Here is a 15,549-nt window from a genome sequence, read left to right as displayed (position 1 = left end):
GGGATGAACCATGCAACAACCTGTGGTCTGGCTGGTTGAAGACGAAACCAGTATCGCCGATACGCTGATCTACATGCTTCAGCAGGAGGGATTCGCGGTAAAGGCGTTTGAACGCGGTTTACCCGTGCTGGAGGCGGCGCGGCGGCAGGCTCCGGCGCTCGCCATTCTGGACGTCGGGCTGCCGGACATCAGTGGATTTGAGCTTTGCCGCCAGCTGCTGGCGCAGCATCCTTCACTGCCCGTGCTGTTTCTGACGGCGCGCAGTGATGAGGTAGACAAGCTGCTTGGCCTGGAAATGGGCGCTGATGACTACGTTGCGAAACCTTTTTCACCTCGTGAAGTCTGCGCCCGGGTGCGGACGATTTTACGGCGCATGCAAAAATCCGCCGCGCCAGCAGAAACGTTGCGCATCGGGCAGTTTGAACTGAACGAGCCTGCCGCGCGAATTAGCTGGTGCGGGGAAGCATTGCCCCTGACCCGCTACGAGTTTTTGCTGCTCAAAACCTTGTTGCAGGCTCCCGGGCGGGTCTTTTCTCGTCAGCAGCTCATGGACAAGGTGTGGGGTGAAGACGGCGACAGCTTCGATCGTACCGTGGACACCCACATCAAAACCCTGCGCGCCAAGCTGCGGGCGGTGAACGAGGAACTGTCACCCATCAGCACCCATCGCGGTATGGGCTACAGTCTGGGCCTTTACTGATGCGCATTGGGATGCGGCTATTGCTGGGGTATTTTCTGATCGTGGCCATCGCCGCGTGGTTTGTGCTGTCGATCTTTGTTCAGGAAGTAAAGCCCGGCGTGCGCAGGGCAACCGAGGGCACGTTGATCGACACCGCGACTCTGTTGGCTGAAATTGGACGTGATGATTTGCTTTCGGGTCATGCGCAGCAGGGCAAACTGGCGCAGGCCTTTTCTCAGCTTCATCAGCGCCCCTTCCGCGCCAATATCGGCGGGATTCATAAAGTGCGTAACGAGTACCACGTCTACATGACCGATGCGCAGGGCCGCGTCGTGTTTGATTCCGCCGGTCTGGCCGTGGGGCAAGATTACTCGCGCTGGAACGATGTCTGGCTGACGCTTCGCGGTGAATACGGCGCGCGCAGTACCCAGAGCCATCCTGACGATCCGGAGAGCACGGTGATGTATGTTGCCGCGCCGGTTGTGGATCAGGGCAAGATTATCGGCGTGCTGTCGGTCGGGAAACCTAACAGCGCGATGGCCCCGGTTATCCATCGCAGCGAGCGGCGGATCCTGTGGGCAGGCGGGGCGCTGCTCGGCATTGCCCTGCTGATCGGTCTTCTCGTCGCCTGGTGGATCAATCGTTCTATCAGTACGTTATCGCGCTATGCCGACTCGGTGACCACGGATACGCCTCTCCCGCTGCCTAATCCTGGCAGCAGCGAACTGCACAAGCTGGCCCTGGCGCTGGAGAATATGCGCATTCGCCTGGAAGGGAAAAACTACATTGAACACTATGTCCATGCGCTCACCCACGAGCTGAAAAGCCCCATCGCCGCTATACGCGGCGCGGCGGAAATTCTCGCCGAGCAGCCGCCGCCGCAGGTGGCCGCGCGGTTTATCGATAATATTCTGGTGCAAAACGCGCGCATGCAGTCGCTGGTTGAAAAACTGCTCACCCAGGCGCGGCTTGAAAATCGGGTCGAGATTACGCCTCAGACCGTCCGCGTCGACCTGCTGTTTACGCGTCTTGCCGACGCCCGCTCGGCGGTGCTGGCGGCAAAAGAGATTGGGCTGACACTCCAGCCCGCTTCGCTTCATGTTGAAGGCGATCCCGACCTGCTCGAGCAGGCGCTCGGTAATTTGCTGGATAACGCTATCGATTTTACGCCGCAGGGGGGCGCCATTGAACTGGCGGCCCGGGAAGAGCAGGGGCAGATACAGCTTCTCGTCACCGACAGCGGAAGCGGGATCCCGGATTACGCGCTGGCGCGTATTTTTGAACGCTTTTATTCCCTGCCGCGCGAGAACGGGTTGAAGAGCAGCGGACTCGGGCTGGCGTTTGTCCAGGAGGTGGCACGTTTGCATCAGGGAGAGATTACGTTGCGTAATCGTGATGAAGGCGGCGTGATGGCCACGCTGACGCTTCACCGTCTCTTCACATAACTTCAAACTGACCCCACACGGCCTGGTTACGCTCTCCTCATCACAAAGGAGACGTAATGATGAAATCCCCCCTGTTCTGGAAAGTAAGCACCCTGCTGGGGTGCATCCTGCTGCTGTTAGTCCCGCTTTTTATGGTCAGTAACCTGATATCAGAGCGGGAGAGCTACCGCAACGATGTCGAAAATACGCTTCGTCAGAGCACCAGCGGACCGCAAAAGCTGGTCGGTCCGATGATTGCGATTCCGATGACGGAGATCTTTTACAAGATAGAGGACGAGAAGAAAGTCGAATACAAGAAAAGCTATATGCATTTCATTCTGCCGGAATCTCTGGTTGTGGAAGGGAACCAGCGCGTGGAGTCCCGCAATATTGGCATCTACGACGGGCAAATCTGGAACACTGACCTGAAGATAAAAGCGCAGTTTAATACCGACGAGCTGAAGCAGCTGAAAGGGGAAACGATCGCGACAGGGCAGCCGTTTATCGTGACGGGCGTTGGCGACGCGCGGGGCATTGGCACGGTCAGTATCTCTAAAATCAACGGTGAGACGCTAAGCGTGGAACCCGGCTCAGGCGTCTACGGGGCGCTTGCAGGGATCCACATCCCGCTGACCGACAAAGCGCTGGAAGCCAAAACGTTTGCGCTTGAGATGTCCCTCAGCCTGGCGGGAACCGGCAGTTTTGCGGTGGTACCGGTAGGGCGTAATAGCGAAATGACCCTCACCAGCAACTGGCCGCATCCGGGCTTTATGGGCGATTATCTCCCTGTTAAGCATCAGATTGGCGAGTCTGGTTTCCAGGCGAACTGGCAGAGCAGCTGGTTTGCAAATAACCTTGAAAGCTGGTTCTACGACAAGGAGTCGCCGGAGTGGGAGGCACTCCCGGCCTTTAGCGTCACGGTAGCCACGCCCGCCGATCAGTATCAGCTGACCGACCGTGCGATCAAGTACGCCATTTTGCTGATTGCGCTGACGTTTATGGCCTTCTTTGTCTTCGAAACCTTAACCGGATTGCGCCTTCATCCGATGCAGTATCTGCTGGTGGGGCTGTCGCTGGTCCTGTTCTATCTGGTGCTGCTGGCGCTGTCAGAACACGTCGGGTTTACGCCAGCCTGGGTTGTTGCAAGCCTGGTAGGCGCAGCGATGAACGGAATGTACCTGCAGGCCGTGCTGAAAAGCTGGAAGCGCAGCGGGCTGTTTGTGCTGGCGCTGCTCGGGCTGGACGTGGTGATGTGGTTCCTGCTGCGCTCGGAGGACAGCGCGCTGCTGTTGGGGTCAGCGGTTCTCGCGCTGGCGCTGTTCGCCGTGATGTATCTGACCCGGCATTTCGACTGGTACTCGCTCTCTCAGCCGAAGCGACCTGAGCCACCCGCAGCATCGGATGACGATACGATGCGGATCTGGAAATAAAAAAAACGGCGCAAATGCGCCGTTTTTTAATGCGTTAACTGCGGGATTACTCCTGCAGATCGCCGCAGAAACGGTACCCTTCACCGTGGATCGTGGCGATGATTTCCGGCGTATCTGGCGTAGATTCGAAATGCTTACGAATACGACGGATGGTCACGTCTACGGTACGGTCGTGCGGTTTCAGCTCACGGCCGGTCATTTTCTTCAGCAGCTCTGCACGGGACTGAATTTTGCCCGGGTTTTCGCAGAAGTGCAGCATCGCGCGGAATTCACTGCGCGGCAGTTTATACTGCTCACCGTTCGGGCTAATCAGCGAACGGCTATTGATATCAAGTTCCCAGCCGTTGAATTTGTAGCTGTCTACGCTACGACGCTCTTCGCTGACCGTACCCAGGTTCATGGTGCGGGACAGCAGGTTGCGTGCACGAATGGTTAACTCGCGTGGATTAAACGGTTTGGTGATGTAGTCATCCGCACCGATTTCCAGGCCAAGAATTTTATCAACTTCGTTATCACGGCCCGTCAGGAACATTAACGCGACGTTCGCCTGCTCGCGCAGTTCGCGCGCCAGAAGAAGACCGTTTTTGCCCGGCAGGTTAATATCCATGATCACCAGGTTGATATCATTTTCAGAAAGGATCTGATGCATCTCTGCGCCATCGGTCGCTTCAAAGACATCGTAGCCTTCTGCTTCGAAAATGCTCTTTAACGTGTTGCGTGTTACCAACTCGTCTTCAACGATAAGAATGTGCGGGGTCTGCATGTTTGCTACCTAAATTGCCAACTAAATCGAAACAGGAAGTACAAAAGTCCCTGACCTGCCTGATGCATGTCGCAAATTAACATGATCGGCTTAACGTGACTAAAGTACGTAATTGCGTTCTTGATGCACTTTCCATCAACGTCAACAACATCATTAGCTTGGTCTTGGGTACTTTCCCTTTGGACCCGACAGTGTCAAAAACGGCTGTCATCCTAACCATTTTAACAGCAACATAACAGGCTAAGTGACACCAGACACCCAATAAAACTACGCTTCGTTGACATATATCAAGTTCAATTGTAGCACGTTAACAGTTTGATGAAATCATCGTAGCCGAATGCTAGCCTTTGTCACAATTTTTCAATAAACCAACTAGTTGCGGACATTGATTTATAAACGAAGCGAATCCAATCAGAATAGGGTATTCATGTCGCTATTATCATTATAAAACATAGGGATAATAGTGTTCTGTTAACATTCTAACTGATTGTTCAGACAAGGAATAGTTTAGCGTTTTTAATTTGTTATGAAACGCTATTTCGGTGATTTGTGTTGCAATTTTGTAAATTCGCGCTGCGTAATATGTTGAGGCGCATCACATTTTTACCCGCTAACTGATTAAAAAGAGACCATAAATGCATCTGTCGATTGTACTGGTTGCCCCAGCCAGAGCAGAAAATATAGGCGCTGCCGCGCGTGCCATGAAGACCATGGGTTTTACCGATTTACGTATTGTGGACAGCACGGCCCACCTGGAGCCTGCGGCACGTTGGGTGGCACATGGTTCAGGCGATATTCTCGATAATATAACCACTTACGCGACGCTGGCTGATGCGCTGCACGACATTTCATTTACCGTTGCAACCACCGCGCGCACCCGGGCGAAGTTCCACTACTACGCCACCCCGGCTGAACTGGTGCCGATGCTGAGCGAGAAAAGCCAGTGGCTGGATAAAGCCGCACTGGTGTTTGGTCGCGAGGATTCCGGATTAACCAACGAAGAGCTGGAGCTGGCGGACGTTCTTACCGGCGCGCCGATGGTAGCCGATTACCCCTCCCTGAATTTAGGCCAGGCGGTTATGGTCTACTGCTATCAATTAGCCTCCCTAATACAAATCCCCCAGCCTCAGGCAGAAGGGGCAAATGAAAATCAGCTGGCTGCGCTGCGGGCGCGCGTTGAGCAGCTGTTATCTCAGTTGGGGGTGACGGACGATCAAAAAATGGCTGACTGGCTGCAGCAGCGTTTGGGGCGTCTTGAGCAGCGGGACACCGCAATGCTGCACCGTTTGCTGCACGATATTGAAAAAAAATTGGCCGAGTAAAATACTGCCATAAGTTTTTACTATGGCGAATAAGTCTGTCCAGAAGGGTTGCTATTGGGCGAATCGGATGAAAATAAATCTGCAAGCAGCGGGACGTGAGAGTCTCCCGAATTGTGATCAAATTAAAAATTCGTTGACTTAAGGTGCCCGATCCTTTAACCCTAAAAGAATACAGCACAGACAGATAATAATGACAGAGTACACAACATCCATGAAACGCATCAGCATCACCACCATTACTACAACCATCATCATTACCACAGGTAACGATGCGGGCTGACGCGTACAGGAAAAACAAAAAAAAGCCCGCACCTAGACAGTGCGGGCTTTTTTTTCGGCTAAAGGAAACGAGGTAGAACCATGCGAGTGTTGAAGTTCGGCGGTACATCAGTGGCAAATGCAGAACGTTTTCTGCGTGTTGCCGATATCCTGGAAAGCAACGCCAGGCAGGGGCAGGTTGCGACCGTGCTCTCTGCCCCGGCAAAAATCACGAACCATCTGGTGGCGATGATTGAAAAAACCATCGGTGGCCAGGATGCACTCCCGAACATCAGCGACGCAGAGCGTATCTTCGCTGACTTACTGCAAGGGCTGGCAGAGGCGCTGCCTGGCTTCCCGCACGCTCAGCTGAAGTCCTTCGTTGAGCAGGAATTCGCGCAAATCAAACACGTCCTGCACGGCATCAGCCTCCTCGGCCAGTGCCCGGACAGCATCAACGCGGCGCTGATCTGCCGGGGCGAAAAACTCTCAATCGCCATCATGGCGGGCGTGCTGGAAGCGCGCGGCCATAGCGTGACCGTAATTGACCCGGTTGAAAAACTGCTGGCGGTGGGCCACTACCTCGAATCCACCGTTGATATTGCCGAATCAACCCGCCGTATCGCCGCAAGCAAAATTCCCGCTGACCACATGATCCTGATGGCGGGCTTCACCGCCGGTAACGAGAAGGGCGAGCTGGTGGTGCTGGGCCGTAACGGCTCCGACTACTCCGCCGCCGTGCTGGCCGCCTGTTTACGCGCGGACTGTTGTGAGATCTGGACTGACGTCGACGGCGTCTATACCTGCGACCCGCGCCAGGTACCCGATGCCAGACTGCTGAAGTCGATGTCGTACCAGGAAGCGATGGAGCTTTCCTACTTCGGCGCTAAAGTGCTTCACCCGCGTACCATCTCCCCGATTGCCCAGTTCCAGATCCCTTGCCTGATTAAAAATACCGGTAACCCGCAGGCGCCGGGTACGCTGATTGGCGCGAGTACCGATGAGGACGGTCTGCCGGTGAAAGGCATTTCCAACCTCAACAACATGGCGATGTTCAGCGTCTCCGGTCCGGGGATGAAGGGGATGGTCGGCATGGCGGCGCGCGTGTTTGCGGCCATGTCACGCAACGGTATTTCGGTGGTGCTGATCACCCAGTCCTCTTCCGAGTACAGCATCAGCTTCTGCGTGCCGCAGGCCGACTGCCTGCGCGCCCGCCGCGCGCTGGAGGAAGAGTTCTATCTGGAGCTGAAAGAAGAGCTGCTGGAGCCGCTCTCCATTCAGGAGCGTCTGGCGATCATCTCTGTGGTCGGCGACGGCATGCGCACGCTGCGCGGTATCTCCGCCAAGTTCTTTGCCGCGCTGGCGCGCGCCAATATCAATATCGTGGCGATTGCCCAGGGCTCGTCTGAGCGTTCAATTTCTGTTGTCGTGGACAACGATGACGCCACCACCGGCGTACGCGTGGTTCACCAGATGCTGTTCAACACCGATCAGGTCATCGAGCTGTTCCTGATTGGCGTGGGCGGCGTGGGCGGCGCGCTGCTGGAGCAGGTGAAGCGTCAGCAGGAGTGGCTGAAGAAGAAACATATCGATCTGCGCGTCTGCGGAATTGCCAACTCCAGAGCGCTACTCACCAACGTTCACGGTCTGAACCTGGAGAACTGGCAGGCCGAGATGAACGAGGCGAAAGAGCCGTTCAACCTGGGCCGCCTGATCCGTCTGGTGAAAGAGTACCACCTGCTCAACCCGGTGATCGTCGACTGTACCTCGAACCAGGCGGTGGCCGATCAGTACGCCGACTTCCTGCGCGAAGGTTTCCACGTGGTGACGCCGAACAAAAAGGCCAACACCTCGTCGATGGATTACTATCACCAGCTGCGTCTGGCGGCGAGCAAGTCGCGCCGCAAGTTCCTGTACGACACCAACGTGGGCGCGGGGCTGCCGGTTATCGAGAACCTGCAAAACCTGCTGAACGCGGGCGACGAACTGCAGCGTTTCTCCGGCATTCTCTCCGGCTCGCTGTCGTTTATCTTCGGCAAGCTGGATGAAGGGATGAGCCTGTCGGAAGCCACCCGCGCCGCGCGCGAGCTGGGCTATACCGAGCCGGATCCGCGCGACGACCTTTCCGGGATGGACGTGGCGCGCAAGCTGCTGATCCTCGCGCGTGAAACGGGCCGCGAGCTTGAGCTTTCGGATATCGTGATTGAACCTGTCCTGCCGGCAGAATTTGATGACGGCGGTGACGTCAGCGCCTTTATGGCGAATTTGCCACAGCTTGACGACGCTTTTGCCGCGCGCGTTGCGAAAGCCCGTGATGAAGGTAAGGTATTGCGCTATGTTGGCAACATTGAAGAAGATGGCGTGTGCCGGGTGAAGATTGCCGAAGTGGATGGCAACGACCCGCTGTACAAAGTCAAAAACGGCGAAAACGCCCTCGCGTTTTACAGCCACTATTATCAGCCATTGCCGCTGGTGCTTCGCGGCTATGGCGCAGGGAACGATGTTACGGCGGCGGGTGTGTTTGCCGATCTGCTGCGTACCCTGTCATGGAAGTTAGGAGTTTAACATGGTCAAAGTTTATGCCCCGGCTTCCAGCGCGAATATGAGCGTCGGATTTGACGTGCTGGGTGCGGCGGTGACGCCGGTGGATGGTTCGCTGCTGGGCGATACGGTCACGGTGGAAGCGGCGGATAGCTTCAGCCTGAATAACGTGGGCCGCTTCGCCAGCAAACTGCCGTCTGAGCCGCGCGAAAATATCGTCTATCAGTGCTGGGAACGCTTCTGTCAGGAGATCGGCAAAAACGTGCCGGTTGCCATGACGCTGGAAAAAAGCATGCCGATTGGCTCGGGACTGGGTTCCAGCGCCTGCTCGGTAGTCGCCGCGCTGGTGGCGATGAACGAGCACTGCGGCAAGCCGCTGAACAACAACCGCCTGCTGGGGTTAATGGGCGAGCTGGAAGGGCGCATCTCCGGCAGCATTCACTATGACAACGTGGCGCCGTGCTTCCTCGGCGGCATGCAGCTGATGATCGAAGAAAATGGCATCATCAGCCAGCAGGTGCCAGGGTTTGATGAGTGGCTGTGGGTGCTGGCCTATCCGGGCATTAAGGTTTCTACCGCGGAAGCGCGTGCGATCCTGCCCGCGCAGTATCGTCGTCAGGACTGTATCGCCCACGGGCGTCATCTGGCGGGCTTTATTCACGCCTGCTACACCCGTCAGCCGCAGCTGGCGGCGAAGCTGATGAAAGACGTCATTGCCGAGCCGTACCGCACGAAGCTGCTGCCCGGCTTTAACGAGGCGCGACAGGCCTCGATGGATATCGGCGCGCAGGCGTGCGGCATCTCCGGCTCCGGCCCGACGCTGTTCGCCCTTTGCGACAAGCCTGACACCGCGCAGCGCGTGGCGGACTGGCTCTCTAAACACTACCTGCAAAATCAGGAAGGCTTTGTTCATATTTGCCGTCTGGACACGGCTGGCGCACGAGTACTGGGATAATCAATGAAACTCTACAACCTTAAAGATCATAACGAGCAGGTCAGCTTCGCGCAGGCGGTAACTCAGGGGCTGGGCAAAAACCAGGGGCTGTTTTTCCCGCATGACCTGCCGGAAGTTCAGCTGACCGACATCGACGAGCTGCTGAAGCAGGACTTTGTTACCCGCAGCACCAAAATTCTCTCGGCGTTTATCGGCGATGAAATCCCGCAGGAACTGCTGGAAGAGCGCGTGCGTGCGGCGTTCGCTTTCCCGGCGCCGGTGAAGCAGGTTGAGCCTGACGTTGGCTGCCTGGAGCTGTTCCACGGCCCGACCCTGGCGTTTAAAGACTTCGGCGGCCGCTTTATGGCGCAGATGCTGACCCACATCAGCGGCGACAAACCGGTGACCATCCTGACCGCAACCTCCGGCGATACCGGTGCGGCGGTGGCGCACGCGTTCTACGGCCTGAAAAACGTCCGCGTGGTGATCCTCTATCCGAAAGGCAAAATCAGCCCGCTGCAGGAAAAACTGTTCTGTACGCTCGGCGGCAACATTGAAACCGTGGCAATTGACGGCGATTTCGATGCCTGCCAGGCGCTGGTCAAGCAGGCCTTCGACGATGAAGAGCTGAAGGTGGCCCTGGGTCTGAACTCCGCCAACTCTATCAACATCAGCCGTCTGCTGGCGCAGATCTGCTACTACTTCGAAGCGGTGGCGCAGCTGCCGCAGGAAGCGCGCAACCAGCTGGTGATCTCCGTGCCGAGCGGCAACTTCGGTGACCTGACGGCGGGCCTGCTGGCGAAATCCCTGGGTCTGCCGGTGAAACGCTTTATCGCCGCCACCAACGCCAACGACACCGTGCCGCGCTTCCTGAAAGACGGGAAGTGGGCGCCGAACGCCACGCAGGCAACGCTCTCTAATGCGATGGATGTGTCGCAGCCGAACAACTGGCCGCGCGTGGAAGAGCTGTTCCGTCGTAAGATCTGGCGTCTGGGTGACCTGGGCTACGCCGCGGTGACGGATGAAACCACCAAAGCGACCATGCGCGAGCTGAAGGCGGTGGGGTATACCTCTGAACCGCATGCGGCGATTGCCTACCGCGCGCTGCGCGACCAGCTTAACCCGGGTGAATACGGCCTGTTCCTGGGCACCGCGCATCCGGCGAAGTTCAAAGAGAGCGTGGAAGCGATCCTGGGCGAAACGCTGTCGCTGCCGAAAGAGCTGGCCGAGCGTGCCGACCTGCCGCTGCTGTCTCATGAACTGCCGGCAGATTTTGCCGCGCTGCGTAAGCTGATGATGGCTCGAGCGTGATTTGTGTCGGGTGGCGGCTACGCCTTACCCGACCTACAACGGCTCAGAACGTAGGCCGGGTAAGCGCAGCGTCACCCGGCAACAGCAGTACTGTACCGAGGCCGGGTAAGGCGAAGCCGCCACCCGGCTTTTTTGTGAAGAAATTAAGGAGAAATAAAGCAGGAAAAAAGCAGAAATTCCCAATAAATGCGGTCACTTAGCGTTTAGGATTGCAGAGAATAACATCCCCCGTTCCCCTCGCGTAATCTCCTTACATCGGCCCACGTTGGGCAAGAAGAATAAGGAGTCACCTGTGTCTACACTGAAACCTGCACTCATCGCGCTTTCACTGGTGCTGGCCGCCCCCATGGCGGTTCAGGCGTCTGAAATTACCCTCATACCTGCGGTAAAACTGCAGATTGGCGACCAGGATAACAACGGGCACTACTGGGACGGCGGCCGCTGGCGAGACCACGACTGGTGGAAAGCGCACTATGACTGGCGTGATAACCACTGGCGTCCACATGATGAGCATCGTAAACATGACGATCGCCATGATGACCATCACCACGATGACCACCGTGACGATCGCGGCCCGGACTGGAAACACCATTAATGCAAAACCCCGCCATCTGGCGGGGTTTGTTTTTACTGCTCGTGGCGCTTAAACACCAGCTCGCCTCTCCCCGACGACGCCTCGTCAAAGAAATAGCCTTGGCTGTTAAAGGCGGTCAGCTGCTCCGGCTTCGTCAGGCGGTTCTGGATGATGTAGCGGCTCATCAGGCCGCGCGCTTTCTTGGCGTAGAAGCTGATCACCTTGAACTTGCCGTTCTTCTCGTCGAGGAACACCGGTTTGATAATCTCTGCATCCAGCTTTTTCGGTTTCACCGACTTGTAGTACTCATCGGATGCCAGGTTAATCACCACGTTATCGCCCTGAGCGCGCAGCGCCGCGTTCAGCTTGTCGGTAATGATATCGCCCCAGAAATGGTACAGGTCTTTGCCTTTGGCATTTTCCAGGCGAATCCCCATCTCCAGACGATACGGCTGCATCAGGTCCAGCGGGCGCAGTACGCCGTACAGACCCGACAGCATGCGCAGATGCTGCTGGGCAAAATCGAAATCGGCTTCGCTAAAATCTTCCGCCTGCAGGCCGGTATAGACATCGCCTTTAAAGGCCAGAATCGCCTGGCGAGCGTTCGCCGGGGTGAAATCCGGGTGCCACTCGTGAAAGCGGGTCGCGTTAAGATCGGCCAGCTTGTCGCTGATGCTCATCAGCGAGGCGATTTGCGGCGCAGAGAGCTTACGCGCTTCGCGGATCAGCTGTTGCGAGTAGTCCAGCAGTTCAGGCTGGGTATAGCGCTCGGTGGCGAGCGGGCTCTGGTAGTCGAGCGTTTTTGCAGGTGAAATCAGAATCAGCATATCCAGTCCTTGCAGGAAATTTAGAGCGACTTTAGCAAAAAATCGCCCTGAATTGATCGATAGCTGTTATTGTCGCGGCAAATCATCCCACGTGCCGGGGGCAAGCTGCGCCTTAATGTCGGGATAGCGGGCGGGATCAAATACCGGTGGCACGCCGAGTTTGCGCTGGCGCAGATAGTCTCTGGCAATCAGGGTCACAACGGGCGAGAGCAGCAGGATCGCCGTGAGGTTAGTGATCGCCATCAGCGCCATAATAATATCGGCCAGCTGCCAGACCAGCGGCATACTGAGCAGGGAGCCTGCTATCACCATCAGTATGACCCCCAGGCGCAGGGTTCCGATTGCGGCGCGCGAGTCGAGCTTCAGGAAAATAAGGTTATTTTCGGCGTAGAGGTAATTCACCACAATCGAGCTGAAGGCAAACAGGATCAGGATGAGCGAGACAAACCCTGCACCCCAGCCGCCGGTCAGGTTCACCAGCGCCTGCTGGAGAAGCTGTATCCCGGCGGTTCCCGACGAATGCGGTACGGGGCCTGCCAGCAGCAAAATCATGGCGCTGGCGGAACAGATGATAATGGTATCGGTAAAGACGCCAATCATCTGCACAATGCCCTGTGCGGCCGGGTGCGGCGGCCAGGAAGAGGCGGCGGCTGCCGCGTTGGGGGTTGATCCCATACCGGCTTCGTTGGAGAACATTCCCCGCTGAAAACCCGCCATCAGCGCCTGGCTGAAGGTGTAGCCCAGCGCCCCGGAGGCCACCTCGCGCCAGCCAAAGGCGCTTTTGAAGATGGTCGCAATCACGCCCGGAACCAGGTCGATATGCAGTGCGGCGACGAACAGACTCGCCACAACCCAGAGCAGCGCCATAATGGGAACCAGCCACTGCATCAGGCGGGCGATGCCCTTAAGACCGGCAGAAATGGTGAGCAGAACGACGAGGGCTAAAGCGATACCGGCGACCCACTCCGGGCAGGAGAAGGCGTAGCTCAGGGCATTGGCGACAGAATTTGCCTGGACGGTATTAAAAATAAGACCGTACGCGAGCAGTAAAAAAAGCGAGAACAGGACGCCCATCCAGCGCATCCCCAGGCCACGCGCCATGTACCAGGCAGGACCACCGCGAAACTGGCCGTTTTTATCTTTCTCTTTATAAAGCTGGGCGAGCGAACTTTCGGCAAAGGAGGTGGCCATTCCGAGTAGCGCCGTCACCCACATCCAGAAGACCGCGCCTGGCCCGCCCGCGCTGATGGCCAGCGCAACGCCCGCCAGATTACCGCTGCCGAGCCGTGCCGCCAGGCTGGTACAGAGTGCCTGGAACGACGTTAATCCGCCCGGCTGGGGCGTAACGCTGTTTTTCAGACTTCTGCCAAACTTGCGAATATAACGAAACTGGATGAACCCACTGCGTAGCGTAAACCAAATACCTGCTCCCAGAAGCAGGTAAATCATTATCGAACCCCAGAGGACTTCGTTAATAAAGAAAAAGAAATCAGGCATTAACGTCCCTCTTGTTGATGCCAATGTGAATATGTAAGCGCTACCACTGATTGGGCATGCTGTTGCTTAGCAGCCTGTTAATCTTCCCAGTTTACCATACTCTGCCTAAGCGCACTGTCTGCGGTTGCGCTACCCCTCCGTCGTGTTATCATCAGGGCAGACCGGTTACATCCCCCTAACAAGTAAACCTGTCATTTTTCCGCTGCAGGCATGCTGTCGGTAGCGTGAATTATCCAGGGCACGTTAAAAGAGAAACACTATCATGACGGATAAATTGACCTCCCTTCGTCAGTTCACCACTGTCGTAGCTGACACCGGAGATATCGCGGCAATGAAGCTGTACCAGCCGCAGGATGCCACAACTAACCCTTCTCTGATCCTTAACGCCGCACAGATCCCTGAGTATCGCAAACTGATTGACGACGCAGTGACCTGGGCGAAAGCACAGAGCAACGACCGCGCGCAGCAGGTTGTGGATGCCACCGACAAGCTGGCAGTGAACATCGGTCTGGAAATCCTGAAGCTGGTTCCTGGCCGTATCTCTACCGAGGTGGATGCGCGTCTCTCCTACGACACCGAAGCGTCTATCGCCAAAGCGAAACGTCTGATCAAAATGTACAACGACGCTGGCATCAGCAACGACCGTATCCTGATCAAACTGGCTTCCACCTGGCAGGGTATCCGCGCGGCAGAGCAGCTGGAAAAAGACGGTATCAACTGTAACCTGACCCTGCTGTTCTCCTTCGCGCAGGCGCGTGCATGTGCAGAAGCGGGCGTATACCTGATTTCTCCGTTCGTGGGCCGTATTCTGGACTGGTACAAAGCCAACACCGATAAGAAAGAGTACGCACCGGCTGAAGATCCAGGCGTGGTTTCTGTTACTGAAATCTACGAATACTACAAACAGCACGGCTATGAGACCGTGGTTATGGGCGCAAGCTTCCGTAACGTCGGTGAAATCATCGAGCTGGCTGGCTGTGACCGCCTGACCATCGCGCCTGCCCTGCTGAAAGAGCTGGCTGAAAGCGAAGGTACTCTGGAGCGTAAACTGTCCTACACCGGTGAAGTGAAAGCACGCCCAGAGCGCATCACTGAATCCGAGTTCCTGTGGCAGCACAACCAGGATCCAATGGCTGTAGACAAACTGGCGGACGGTATCCGTAAGTTTGCTGTTGACCAGGGCAAACTGGAAAAAATGATCGGCGACCTGCTGTAATCATTCTGCGTGACCGGGCTTCCGGTCACGCGTCTTACCCCCGCCTCTGTCTGAATTTCCTCTCTGCGTGTATCATTCCCTTTAATCAGTACTCTTTGAATGGAATGGATATGAATACCTTACGCATCGGCTTAGTGTCGATTTCTGACCGCGCCTCCAGCGGCGTTTACCAGGATAAAGGCATCCCCGCTCTGGAAGAGTGGCTTGGCAGCGCGCTGACCACCCCCTTTGACATTCAGACCCGCCTGATCCCTGACGAACAGCCGATCATCGAGCAGACGCTCTGCGAGCTGGTGGATGAGATGAGCTGCCACCTTGTTCTGACGACGGGCGGAACCGGCCCCGCGCGCCGCGACGTGACGCCGGACGCAACGCTGGCGATTGCCGATCGTGAAATGCCGGGCTTCGGCGAGCAGATGCGCCAGATAAGTCTACACTTTGTCCCGACGGCCATTCTTTCCCGCCAGGTGGGGGTAATCCGCAAGCAGGCGTTGATCCTTAACCTGCCGGGCCAGCCGAAGTCGATTAAAGAGACGCTGGAAGGGCTGAAATCAGAAGATGGCAGCGTCCTCGTTCACGGCATCTTTGCAAGTGTACCGTATTGTATACAGCTGCTTGACGGTCCCTATGTGGAAACCGATGAGAAAGTGGTAGCAGCTTTTCGTCCGAAAAACGCACGTCGCGAAACAATCTCCTGAAATTAATCAATATGTGACATTAGCTGAAGCGGCGATAGCGTGGTAAAGCTTTTACGGTATAGTAATTTTTTCTTT

The 15,549-nt window shown here is 56.4% G+C and carries 15 protein-coding genes and 1 other annotated feature; of the genes, 12 read left to right on the top strand and 3 right to left on the bottom strand.

Annotated features, from left to right (window positions below; genetic code table 11):
- Positions 1-10: 10 nt before the first annotated feature.
- Genes creB through creD form a run of 3 tightly spaced genes read left to right on the top strand, consistent with a single transcriptional unit; the run spans position 11 to position 3,533 of the window.
- On the top strand, positions 11-700 hold the full coding sequence (gene creB / locus KIF87_RS17830) for a two-component system response regulator CreB (protein ID WP_029740852.1): 690 nt from the start codon (positions 11-13) through the stop codon (positions 698-700).
- A complete protein-coding gene (gene creC / locus KIF87_RS17825; RefSeq protein WP_213329892.1) occupies positions 700-2,124 on the top strand; it encodes a two-component system sensor histidine kinase CreC in 1,425 nt (474 codons plus the stop codon). The genes creB and creC overlap by 1 nt, the downstream gene beginning before the upstream one ends.
- Positions 2,125-2,180: 56 nt before the next feature.
- Positions 2,181-3,533 (top strand): cell envelope integrity protein CreD, encoded by a 1,353-nt coding sequence (creD, locus tag KIF87_RS17820; protein WP_213329890.1) that lies wholly within the window; start codon positions 2,181-2,183, stop codon positions 3,531-3,533.
- A 46-nt stretch (positions 3,534-3,579) separates the two neighbouring features.
- On the opposite strand, the gene arcA is transcribed toward creD, so the two are convergent.
- The gene (gene arcA, locus KIF87_RS17815; protein WP_003856501.1) at positions 3,580-4,296 is read right to left on the bottom strand and encodes a two-component system response regulator ArcA; all 717 of its coding nucleotides are present in this window, start codon (positions 4,294-4,296) and stop codon (positions 3,580-3,582) included.
- A 95-nt stretch (positions 4,297-4,391) separates the two neighbouring features.
- On the opposite strand from arcA, the gene yjjY reads away from it, so the two are divergent.
- The 7 genes from yjjY to KIF87_RS17780 all read left to right on the top strand — a co-directional run bounded on the left by yjjY (position 4,392) and on the right by KIF87_RS17780 (position 11,257).
- Positions 4,392-4,532: a YjjY family protein gene (gene yjjY, locus KIF87_RS17810; RefSeq protein ID WP_085928893.1), complete on the top strand. Its 141-nt coding sequence runs from the start codon at positions 4,392-4,394 to the stop codon at positions 4,530-4,532.
- Positions 4,533-4,931: 399 nt separating this feature from the next.
- A complete protein-coding gene (locus KIF87_RS17805) occupies positions 4,932-5,618 on the top strand; it encodes a tRNA/rRNA methyltransferase (RefSeq protein WP_213329888.1) in 687 nt (228 codons plus the stop codon).
- Between the two features lie 211 nt (positions 5,619-5,829).
- Complete coding sequence (gene thrL / locus KIF87_RS17800; protein WP_015572623.1) at positions 5,830-5,898, top strand: thr operon leader peptide; 69 nt, start codon at positions 5,830-5,832, stop codon at positions 5,896-5,898.
- Positions 5,837-5,954, top strand: a sequence feature (Thr leader region). It overlaps the preceding gene by 62 nt.
- 24 nt (positions 5,955-5,978) lie before the next feature.
- Positions 5,979-8,441, top strand: coding sequence for a bifunctional aspartate kinase/homoserine dehydrogenase I (gene thrA / locus KIF87_RS17795; protein WP_213329886.1), 2,463 nt, complete (start codon positions 5,979-5,981; stop codon positions 8,439-8,441).
- A 1-nt stretch (position 8,442) separates the two neighbouring features.
- Positions 8,443-9,372 (top strand): homoserine kinase, encoded by a 930-nt coding sequence (gene thrB, locus KIF87_RS17790; protein ID WP_032660770.1) that lies wholly within the window; start codon positions 8,443-8,445, stop codon positions 9,370-9,372.
- A 3-nt stretch (positions 9,373-9,375) separates the two neighbouring features.
- The gene (gene thrC, locus KIF87_RS17785; protein ID WP_213329884.1) at positions 9,376-10,662 is read left to right on the top strand and encodes a threonine synthase; all 1,287 of its coding nucleotides are present in this window, start codon (positions 9,376-9,378) and stop codon (positions 10,660-10,662) included.
- A 292-nt stretch (positions 10,663-10,954) separates the two neighbouring features.
- Complete coding sequence (locus KIF87_RS17780) at positions 10,955-11,257, top strand: DUF2502 domain-containing protein (protein ID WP_213329882.1); 303 nt, start codon at positions 10,955-10,957, stop codon at positions 11,255-11,257.
- Positions 11,258-11,289: 32 nt separating this feature from the next.
- On the opposite strand, the gene yaaA is transcribed toward KIF87_RS17780, so the two are convergent.
- Together yaaA and KIF87_RS17770 are read right to left on the bottom strand one after the other, a co-directional pair.
- Positions 11,290-12,063, bottom strand: coding sequence for a peroxide stress protein YaaA (gene yaaA / locus KIF87_RS17775; protein ID WP_213329880.1), 774 nt, complete (start codon positions 12,061-12,063; stop codon positions 11,290-11,292).
- Between the two features lie 66 nt (positions 12,064-12,129).
- A complete protein-coding gene (locus KIF87_RS17770; protein WP_213329878.1) occupies positions 12,130-13,560 on the bottom strand; it encodes an alanine/glycine:cation symporter family protein in 1,431 nt (476 codons plus the stop codon).
- Between the two features lie 262 nt (positions 13,561-13,822).
- On the opposite strand from KIF87_RS17770, the gene tal reads away from it, so the two are divergent.
- Together tal and mog are read left to right on the top strand one after the other, a co-directional pair.
- Positions 13,823-14,776, top strand: coding sequence for a transaldolase (gene tal, locus KIF87_RS17765; protein WP_023334458.1), 954 nt, complete (start codon positions 13,823-13,825; stop codon positions 14,774-14,776).
- Between the two features lie 110 nt (positions 14,777-14,886).
- Positions 14,887-15,474 carry a molybdopterin adenylyltransferase gene (gene mog, locus KIF87_RS17760; protein ID WP_213329876.1) on the top strand — a complete coding sequence of 196 codons (588 nt, stop codon included), beginning with the start codon at positions 14,887-14,889 and terminating at the stop codon, positions 15,472-15,474.
- Positions 15,475-15,549: the final 75 nt, after the last annotated feature.

This window comes from Enterobacter sp. 120016, assembly GCF_018383635.1.
Classification (GTDB): domain Bacteria; phylum Pseudomonadota; class Gammaproteobacteria; order Enterobacterales; family Enterobacteriaceae; genus Enterobacter; species Enterobacter asburiae_D.
The sequence above is the reverse complement of the archived record's forward strand: the minus strand, read 5'-3'. Positions and strand labels throughout refer to the sequence as shown.

Bases quoted from the DNA above. Each gene is read 5' to 3' on its own strand.
- creB (WP_029740852.1), top strand. From the start codon at position 11: ATGCAACAACCTGTGGTCTGGCTGGTTGAAGACGAAACCAGTATCGCC.
- creC (WP_213329892.1), top strand. From the start codon at position 700: ATGCGCATTGGGATGCGGCTATTGCTGGGGTATTTTCTGATCGTGGCC.
- creD (WP_213329890.1), top strand. From the start codon at position 2,181: ATGATGAAATCCCCCCTGTTCTGGAAAGTAAGCACCCTGCTGGGGTGC.
- arcA (WP_003856501.1), bottom strand. From the start codon at position 4,296: ATGCAGACCCCGCACATTCTTATCGTTGAAGACGAGTTGGTAACACGC.
- KIF87_RS17805 (WP_213329888.1), top strand. From the start codon at position 4,932: ATGCATCTGTCGATTGTACTGGTTGCCCCAGCCAGAGCAGAAAATATA.
- thrA (WP_213329886.1), top strand. From the start codon at position 5,979: ATGCGAGTGTTGAAGTTCGGCGGTACATCAGTGGCAAATGCAGAACGT.
- thrB (WP_032660770.1), top strand. From the start codon at position 8,443: ATGGTCAAAGTTTATGCCCCGGCTTCCAGCGCGAATATGAGCGTCGGA.
- thrC (WP_213329884.1), top strand. From the start codon at position 9,376: ATGAAACTCTACAACCTTAAAGATCATAACGAGCAGGTCAGCTTCGCG.
- yaaA (WP_213329880.1), bottom strand. From the start codon at position 12,063: ATGCTGATTCTGATTTCACCTGCAAAAACGCTCGACTACCAGAGCCCG.
- KIF87_RS17770 (WP_213329878.1), bottom strand. From the start codon at position 13,560: ATGCCTGATTTCTTTTTCTTTATTAACGAAGTCCTCTGGGGTTCGATA.
- tal (WP_023334458.1), top strand. From the start codon at position 13,823: ATGACGGATAAATTGACCTCCCTTCGTCAGTTCACCACTGTCGTAGCT.
- mog (WP_213329876.1), top strand. From the start codon at position 14,887: ATGAATACCTTACGCATCGGCTTAGTGTCGATTTCTGACCGCGCCTCC.